Annotated in this window: 5 protein-coding genes and 1 tRNA gene; 3 read left to right on the top strand and 3 right to left on the bottom strand. The window is 69.2% G+C overall.

Going from position 1 to position 8,834, the window contains the following annotated elements; translation table 11 throughout:
* Window positions 1-66: 66 nt before the first annotated feature.
* From ACGFWI_RS14720 to ACGFWI_RS14730, 3 genes are all read right to left on the bottom strand, one after another.
* Window positions 67-660: a lytic polysaccharide monooxygenase gene (locus ACGFWI_RS14720; RefSeq protein WP_393906330.1), complete on the bottom strand. Its 594-nt coding sequence runs from the start codon at window positions 658-660 to the stop codon at window positions 67-69.
* A gap of 294 nt (window positions 661-954) precedes the next feature.
* Window positions 955-1,938, bottom strand: coding sequence for a hypothetical protein (locus ACGFWI_RS14725; protein WP_393906331.1), 984 nt, complete (start codon window positions 1,936-1,938; stop codon window positions 955-957).
* A gap of 443 nt (window positions 1,939-2,381) precedes the next feature.
* On the bottom strand, window positions 2,382-2,801 hold the full coding sequence (locus ACGFWI_RS14730; RefSeq protein ID WP_393906332.1) for an SsgA family sporulation/cell division regulator: 420 nt from the start codon (window positions 2,799-2,801) through the stop codon (window positions 2,382-2,384).
* 458 nt (window positions 2,802-3,259) lie between these two features.
* On the opposite strand from ACGFWI_RS14730, the gene ACGFWI_RS14735 reads away from it, so the two are divergent.
* From ACGFWI_RS14735 to ACGFWI_RS14745, 3 genes are all read left to right on the top strand, one after another.
* Window positions 3,260-3,333, top strand: a tRNA-Lys gene (locus ACGFWI_RS14735).
* 1,299 nt (window positions 3,334-4,632) lie between these two features.
* Complete coding sequence (locus tag ACGFWI_RS14740; protein ID WP_393906333.1) at window positions 4,633-6,747, top strand: glycosyltransferase family 2 protein; 2,115 nt, start codon at window positions 4,633-4,635, stop codon at window positions 6,745-6,747.
* On the top strand, window positions 6,744-8,696 hold the full coding sequence (locus ACGFWI_RS14745) for a galactose oxidase-like domain-containing protein (protein WP_393906334.1): 1,953 nt from the start codon (window positions 6,744-6,746) through the stop codon (window positions 8,694-8,696). The genes ACGFWI_RS14740 and ACGFWI_RS14745 overlap by 4 nt, the downstream gene beginning before the upstream one ends.
* Window positions 8,697-8,834 lie beyond the last annotated feature (138 nt).

The raw sequence follows: 8,834 nt of genomic DNA on the forward strand, positions 1-8,834 counted from the left end.
CCTCCCCGGGGAAGCGGGGAGGCCCGGCTGGGGGTGGCGTGCTGCGGTCCGGCGCGCGGGGTGGCCTCAGGAGAGGTCGACGTCCGAGCAGGCGTAGAAGGCGTTGCCCGTGTCGGCGATGTTCCAGACGCCGAGGATGATGTGGCGGCCGGACTTCTGGGTGGGGACGGTGCCCTGGTGCTGGACGGTCTCGCCCGGCTGTGCGCCGCCCATCGGGACCGTCATGAACGGTTCGGGTTCCAGGTCGGCGCGGGTGAGCGGCTTGCCGGGGTCGTAGCCGTCCTTGGTGATGAAGTACTCGAAGTCCGTGGTGGAGTGCCGCGCCGTCAGCCGCCAGGTGAAGGTGTAGCCCTGCCCGGGCGAGAGCTTGGTGCCGGGCCAGTTGCCGCCGCGCGGATCGTCCAGCTCGGCGAAGTTCTCATGCCCGCCGGAACAGATCTTGCCGTCCGCCGGGCCGGCGGCCGGGAAGCCCTTGGGAGCCTCTACGCTCTGCGGTTCGTACTGGATCGCGCCGCAATCCTTGACGGTGCCGTTGGCGCAGAGCGCCTGCCGACTGGGCGGCGCGTCGCTGTAGCCGTGGCTGGAGGCGCTGCCCGTAGCGAGAAGGGAAACACCGACGACGCCGAGGCCGATCACGGCAGCACTGATCTTTTTGCGCATGCTTCGCTCCTGAAGAACGTGGGGGGAGTTCCATGAGCCGGGAGAAATGCAGTGCACTGCGACGCCGAACTGCGACGCCGAACCGCGGTCTAGACCAAACCGCAGACTAAGGGCGCGGCATTGCCATGTCCAGACCAATGACCGGTTCTGTGCCGGACCCGCGTCGGCCGCCTGTCGGGAGCGGCGAGGCGGGCGCGACGGACCGGGCCGTCCGCGGGGCGGGCCGGGTGTCGGGGCAGGCCGCGGGTCGGGCCGGATCGGGTCGGGCCGCGAGTGGGGTCGGTCGGGTCGGCGTCAGGCTGCCACCGTGAGCGGGGCTGTGGTGGGGCGGGCGGCGGCCTGTACGAGGGCCGTGTAGGTGCGGCGGAGCGCGATCAGGGACTCCTGGGCCTCGCGGTAGACGGCGGCATCGGGGCCGCCACGGTGGGCGAGGGTGCGTACGGGCGCGCAGTGGCGGTCCATCGCGCTGAGCCAGGCACGGTGCTGCGCCGGGAGATGGCGACGCAGCAGCTGACGTCTGCCCTCGCCCATACGGCGTCCGCCGATGCCCAGCACCGCCTCGGCGGCCTGGAGTACCGGCGGCTCCAGGGCGCCCTGTTCGGCGAGCGCGCCGAGCACCGCACGCTGCTGCGGCGTGGCCGGCGCGGCCGCCAGTTCCGTCGCCTCGGCCAGGAGCTGGGCGCGCAGCGCATGCTGGACACGGACCAGGCGGCGCAGCGCCGTCGGGGTGGAGGAGTCGTCAGGCGACCGGCCCGCAAGGGTCTCGGCGAGCCGGAAGAGCCAGATCCCGTGCGCCTCCAGGCGGGTGGCGGCCAGCATCAACCGGTCCAGCCGGCTGAGCGGCTGGCCCTCCGGAGCCCAGCGGACGATCGGCACGAGCACTTCGGTACGGGCCAGTTGATCGATGGGGATGTGGCGGCGGGGTTTGCGTTCGGGGACCCAGTTGTGGAGCGCGAGGGTGGGCAGGGCGACGAACTGATCGTGGTCGATACGGTGCGCGACCGCCGCCCACAGTTCGAGAAACGCGGCGTCGGCGACCTCGCGAGCGGCCGGAGCCTGCGGGTCGAGTCCACCCCAGCCGCAGGAGACCGCGATCACCGCGATCCGCATGGCGGCAGCCTCCGCGTTGCGCAGGGAGAGACGGGAGACGCGCTGCCGCAGGGCGGACAACTCCTCGGCGCGATGAGCGCGTTCGACGAGCGCGATGGCGGCGTCCCGGTCGGGTACGACGGCGGCCGCGCGCGCCATGGCGTCCAGCCGGGTCCAGGTTCCGATCATGGAACGAACGGGTGGCCGCTCGGGCAGAAAGCCGTGGGCACAGGGATCGTGCGGGGAGGAGGTGACGGGAGCGGCGGGAGCCGCGGGAACAGCGGGAGCTGGGGGAACGGCCGACGGTATGCCGGGGCCGGGATCCGGTGTGCGGGCCGGGGTTCCGGAGCTCGCCGCCGGCACGGCAGACGGGCCGGCGGCACTGGACGTACCGGACGGGCCGGACGGGCCGGACCGTACACCGGCCCCGGGAGCGGTCGCCGGCACACCCGCAGGTCCGGCCGTGGTCGCCGGCCCGGTCGATGGCCCGGCCCCGGCCGTGGCCGCAGACCTGGCCGCGGGCACCCCCGCAGCCCGGGTCGCGCCCACGGTTCCAGGCGCAGTCGTCGCCGGGGTCGGAGTCGTGCTCGTGGTCATGCTCGTGGTCGTGGTCATGATCGCCCTGTCCCCCATCAGCACTTCCCGGCGAACAGCCGGGCCAGGTGGGTGTCCATGTCGAGATAGCGGTCCTCATGGCCGGGCGGGACGATCGCCGCGGTCTGCTCCAGCCAGGCGGTCAGCTCGATCGCGCGTACCGACAGCTCGCACACGCTGTCATCGGTGGACAGCTCAATATGTACGCGGCGCGATGCGCCCGGCAGGCGGAAGGGCCACACCCGTACGTCCCCCTCACCTGCTTCGTCGTACAGCCCCGCCAGCAGCAGATCACGGGCGAACAGCCAGGTGGCCACCTTCTGGCCACGACTGATGAACGCGACCTCGACCTCGTACGGGCGGTCACTGCGATAGCTGAACCGGCCGGCCACCGGAACTGCTTCGTCCGGCCCGAGGAGGAGCTGCATCTCAAGGGTGCGCTTGGCTGTCGACACCATGACGATCAACCTTTCCGACGGAGGGGCGAGTCCCGGGGACCCGGTCCGGGGCGCGCGTCCTGGCAGACGTAGCTGTGGAGGGTGGGGTTGCAAGAGGCGGCGGAGGAGTGACGGACGCCATGGCCCGGCACCCTCCGGGCGTGTTCAGTTCTTTCGTCCCGACGTTCGTCTCAGCCTCTCAACCGGCAGGAGATATCGCATGTTGACGGGGCAACTGATGATCTACCGCCATGGAATCGATGAACTCGATCTTCACGGAGTAATTCGGGCGGGCCGGCGGCCGAAGATCTCCACACCAAGGGACTTTTGCCTCATACGGGACACCGTGCTCGTGAGGTATCGCCGACGGACCGGACACCGTCGCGCGTGGCCGGGATCACATGGGCCGGGCGCGTGAGCGGCGCGGTCGGGGGTACGGAGCAGCTCTTGAGTTCGTGTAAAGTTCTCCAGGTCAGCGCGCGCCGCTAGCTCAGTTGGTTAGAGCAGCTGACTCTTAATCAGCGGGTCCGGGGTTCGAGTCCCTGGCGGCGCACGTACGACTGAGGCCCCTCGCCATGCGGGGGGCCTCAGTCATGGGGTCGGCCGGACGGATGACCGGTTGCCCCTTTTGTCGCGCATCGGGCCCGGAGGCCGAACGGCGCAAGCGCCGCCCTTGATGCCGCCGCACCCATGGCACCGCCGAGGCCATGGAGGCTATGGACGCCATGGACACCATACGGACGGCCGGCCTCGAACCGGCTCGGGTCTCCGTTCTTCGCGATCTCCCGGACGGCAGTAGTCGATTTCCTTGCGATCACAAACAGTAATTGCCTGATCGCACACGGATTCGGTCGCCGGTGGTCTCCTTCCTTTCCCTCCGCAGGCCCGCCACCTTTCTCCGCAGGCCCGTCGTTCCCTCATTTCGCGCCTTTTCGGAGCCGCCCGGACCTGCCCACGGCCGGCGGCTGCCACCCCGGCCACCAGGGCAGCGACGGCGCCGTTACAGCAGGTACCGAAATCCCGGGGACACCGTCATGACGGGGGCTCACTTCCAGCACCCCCCACCGGCCGCCGCCGATGCATCGAGAGGACAGGGATTCCCCGGGGAGTGGCCGGCACCTTCGGCCAAATCGGCGTACGTGCAGGTAACTTCACCGGGCCGACGCACGGGCCGAACGCGTCGTGGATCCGCCCCTCGCCCGCCTTGCCGGTAAATTCCCGCAGGCGCCGACCCCTGCCGCACGCACGGGCCCTCAAGTCACTTGATCAGGCCGTTCGTTCAGGTCAGGGCGATGTTCGCGCCCTCCGCCGTGCCCTGACCGGGAATCCCCCGACGGGCCGTTCGTCTTTGCCGGTTGACGGCGGATCGACGGGGGCATTACCGGTACGGAACGGCCCCATTACGCGCTGGAATCCGCCGCACACCGCAGAGTAATGGCCGCGCCGCCATTACCCCGAAATCCATCGACAGCGGGTGAATTAGCCCCACTTCCGGATCAAAGCAGTGTGCCCTGCGCCACACGCGGCCCCGTCTTGCGCACTCTTGTACACAATTCCCTGGACAACTCTTGCCATCACGACGGCGGTTAGGGACCCTGACCTGGTAACTCGGCGCAAAGAGGACCGCATCCAGCCGAGTGGGACCAGACGGGCACGCCGGTTGGCGTGATGTGAACACGGGGAAATCGCCGCTTGGCAGGATCGCGGCAGCGTTGCATACGCAACCGGAAGATGGCTGCCACCGTCTGACGGTGGCCGGCACCAGAGCGCCCGAGTCGGTCGCGGGGGACCGTGGACTCGGGCCAGCAGCAAAACGGCACGCAGCCCAGGTTGCGTGCGGGGGGATGGACTCATGACCTCGCCGCCTGACGGCTCCCGGCCGCAGCGCCCGTACGACTCATCGGCCACGGCTCGCCTGCGCGTGCCACGCCAGCACTGGCAGCGGCGGACACAGCGCAAGCCGCTGCCGCGCTATGACTACGAGCACTACAGCCGGCTGGCCGGGCCGCTCACCCGGCCCGACCCGGACAAGCCCTACCAGGTCCGCTACCGCTCGTTGCTCGCGGACGAACCGCACCGCATACGGGCGGCCCTGCTGCTCGGCGCCGCGCCGCTGCTCTCGTTCGGGCTGCTGGTCTGGCTGATGCAGCCGAGCCACTGGACCGAACGCGACTACCCCGCCTATGACTTCCTTCCGGCGCTGGACGTCGTCATGCTGGTCTCGATCGGGCTGATCGAGTTCTTCCGGTGCATGAATGTGCTGTCCAACGCGCACGCCACCCTGGTCGCCCGCGACCCGGTCCCGGTCATACCCGAGAGCGGCACCCGCGTCGCCTTCCTCACCTCCTTCGTGCCGGGCAAGGAACCCCTCGCCATGGTCACGAAGACCCTGGAGGCGGCGGTCAAGATCCGCCACCGCGGTCTGCTGCACGTCTGGCTGCTGGACGAGGGCGACGACCCCGAGGTCAAGGAAGTGTGCCGGCGCCTGGGTGTCCACCACTTCAGCCGCAAGGGCGTCCCGGAGTGGAACCAGCCCAAGGGCCCGCACCGCGCCAAGACCAAGCACGGCAACTACAACGCCTGGCTGCAGGCACACGGCGACGCCTACGACTACTTCGCCTCCGTCGACACCGACCATGTCCCGCTGCCCAACTACCTGGAGCGGATGCTGGGCTTCTTCCGCGACCCGGACGTCGGCTTCGTCATCGGCCCGCAGGTGTACGGCAATTACGACACCTTCGTCACCAAGGCCGCCGAGTCCCAGCAGTTCCTCTTCCATGCGCTGATCCAGCGGGCCGGCAACCGCTATGGCGCGCCGATGTTCGTCGGTACGTCCAACGCCGTACGCATCAGCGCGCTGAAGCAGATCGGCGGGCTGTACGACTCGATCACCGAGGACATGGCGACCGGCTTCGAGATGCACCGGCACCGCAACCCGCGGACCGGGAAGAAGTGGCGCTCCGTCTACACCCCGGACGTGCTCGCGGTCGGCGAGGGGCCCACGGCCTGGACCGACTTCTTCACCCAGCAGCTGCGCTGGTCGCGCGGGACGTACGAGACGATCCTCAAGCAGTTCTGGAAGGCGCCGTTCACGCTGCCGGCGGGCCGACTCTTCAACTACACCATGATGGTGATCTTCTACCCGATGTCGGCGCTGAACTGGATTCTGGCGGCGCTGAGTTGTGCGCTGTTCCTGGGTCTGGGGGCGTCGGGTGTGCAGATCGATCCGGCGGTGTGGATGATGCTCTACGGCAATGCCTCGGCGCTGCAGATCGGCCTGTACATCTGGAACCGGCGGCACAATGTCTCGCCGCACGAGCCGGAGGGCTCCGGCGGGATCGCCGGCATGGTGATGTCCGCGCTGTCCGCGCCGATCTACGCCAGGTCGCTGTTCGACACGGTGCTGCGCCGCAAGAGCAAGTTCGTGGTCACGCCGAAGGGCGACTCCTCCAGCCCGGACACGCTCTTCGGGACGTTCCGGGTGCACCTGTTCTTCCTTCTCGTCTTCGGGGGCTCGCTGGGTGCGTCGTTCGTGCTGGGGCACAGCCATCCGGCGATGGTCACCTGGGCCACGCTCGCGTTGCTGATCACCGCCGCGCCGATCATCGCCTGGCGGCTGTCCGTACGGGGTGAACGGCGGAAGCGGAGGGCGGCGGCCGACACGGGCGCTGCCGCCGCCGGTGTCACGGGGAGTGCCGCGGACGGTGCCGCGGACCGTGTCAGGGGCGATGCCGGTGCCGGGGGCGGTGGTGGGGGCCTCGCGGACACGGTGGTTGCGGAAGCGGTCGCTCCGGCCGCCGGACCAGGTGCCGGGCCCGCCGCCGCTCCGTCCACCGGCCGGCCGGCTGACCCGGCCGCGGCCGCCGACCCGCCGCCGGCCACTGACCAGGCCGCAGACCAGGCCGCCGACCCGGCGCTCACCGCCGAACAGACCCTGCAGATCGCCCTTGGGGGACGTCACACATGAAGTACCGTCCGAGCCGTCGCACCCGCAGAGTGTCGATAGCGGCGGCGGTGGTGCTCGCGCTGGCCGCAATGAACGGGCCGGCCCTCTACGGCTTCGCCTCGGAGCAGTACCACCAGTACGAGATCAACAAGCCCGAGTACAAGGCGGCGAACGGCCACTGGGATGTCGTCAACGTCCCGGACAAGTACCGCATCAACACCATCCACGCGGCCCTGCTGCACACCGGGAAGGTGCTGCTGGTCGCGGGCTCCGGCAACAACGCGGCGAATTTCAAGGCCAAGTCGTTCCGTACGGTCCTGTGGGATCCGGAGAAGAACACCTTCAAGAACATCCCCACGCCCAAGGACCTCTTCTGCTCCGGGCACACCCAGCTCCCGGACGGCAAGCTCCTGGTGGCCGGCGGCACCCAGCGCTACGAGAAGCTGAACGGTGATGTGAAGAAGGCCGGCGGCCTCATGATCATCTACAACGAGGATCCGGACGGCCCGAAGACGTTCCCGGCCGGCACGCTCTTCACCGGCAAGCAGAACGGCAAGACCTTCGCCGCCAAGGACCCGGTCGTGGTGCCGCGGGCGAAGAAGATCACGAACCCGGCGACCGGCAAGGTCACCGTGGTGCACAGCGAGGCCCGGGTCTATGTCGAGGCCCTCAAGGACGGCCGCAGCCACTCCACCGGCTCCCAGGACAACTACCGTATTCACGGCCTGACCGGCGCGGCTGCCCACAACTTCTACGGCATCGCACAGAAGTTGTCCTTCGACAAGAAGGACTTCCAAGGGATCAAGGACTCGTTCGAGTTCGACCCGGTGGCCGAGCGCTACATACCCGTCGACCCGATGAACGAGGCCCGCTGGTATCCGACGCTCACCACGCTGCAGGACGGCAAGGTCCTCTCCGTCTCGGGGCTGGACGAGATCGGGCAGGTCGTCCCCGGCAAGCAGGAGGTCTACGACCCGAAGACGAAGAAGTGGAGCTATCTGCCCAAGCGGCGCTTCTTCCCGACCTACCCGGCGCTCTTCCTCACCGACCAGGGCCGGATCTTCTACACCGGCTCCAACGCCGGCTACGGCCCGGACAATATCGGCCGCACCCCCGGCATCTGGGACCTGAAGTCCAACAAGTTCCAGGTCGTGCCCGGGATGAGCGATCCGAAGATCCTGGAGACGTCGATGTCGGTGCTGCTGCCGCCGGCGCAGGAACAGCGGTACATGGTGCTGGGCGGGGGCGGGGTCGGCGAGGACCCGAAGGCGACGGACAAGACCCGCATAGTGGATCTGCACGCCCCGTCGCCGCGCTTCAAGGACGGGCCTCCGCTGTATGCGAAGGCCCGCTACCCGAGCAGCGTGATCATGCCGGACGACACCGTGCTGACCACGAACGGCTCCGGTAGCTACCGCGGCCGCAGCGACTCCAACATCCTCAAGGCGGAGCTGTACGACCCGGCGACCAACTCCGCGCACCAGGTGGCCGACCCGCTGGTGGGCCGTAACTACCACTCCGGTGCGCTGCTGCTGCCCGACGGCCGGGTGATGACCTTCGGCTCCGACTCCCTCTACGCGGACAAGGACAACACCAAGCCGGGTGTTTTCCAGCAGCAGATCGACCTCTACACCCCGCCGTACCTCTACCGGAAGTCGCGTCCCGAGTTGACGGACAAGGGGCCCAGGACGGTCGCGCTCGGCAGCAGCGCGACCTACGGCTCCCCGCACGCCGCCGGCATCAAGAAGATGCGGCTGATCCGCCCCGGCTCGTTCACCCATGTCACCAATGTCGAACAGCGCTCGATCGCGCTGGACTTCACGGTGGCGAAAGGCGGGGGCGGAGTGACGGTCACACTGCCCAAGGACCCGTCGCTGGTGCCACCCGGGTGGTACATGCTGAACGCCGTGGACGGGAAGGGGACACCGTCGAAGGCGGTGTGGGTGAAGGTGTCGGCGGACCGGACCTGAGGGCTCTTCTTCCGCCGTGGCGGCGACCGGCCCCCGGCGCCGCCACCGTCGGCGACCCAGGCCCGGGCGCGGTCGCCCCCCCCGGGTACGGACCCTACATCGCGCCAAGCGCCACCCCCACTGCGTTAGTGGGCCCCC

This window comes from Streptomyces sp. NPDC048434, assembly GCF_043200375.1.
In the GTDB taxonomy this organism is placed as follows: Bacteria; Actinomycetota; Actinomycetes; order Streptomycetales; family Streptomycetaceae; genus Streptomyces.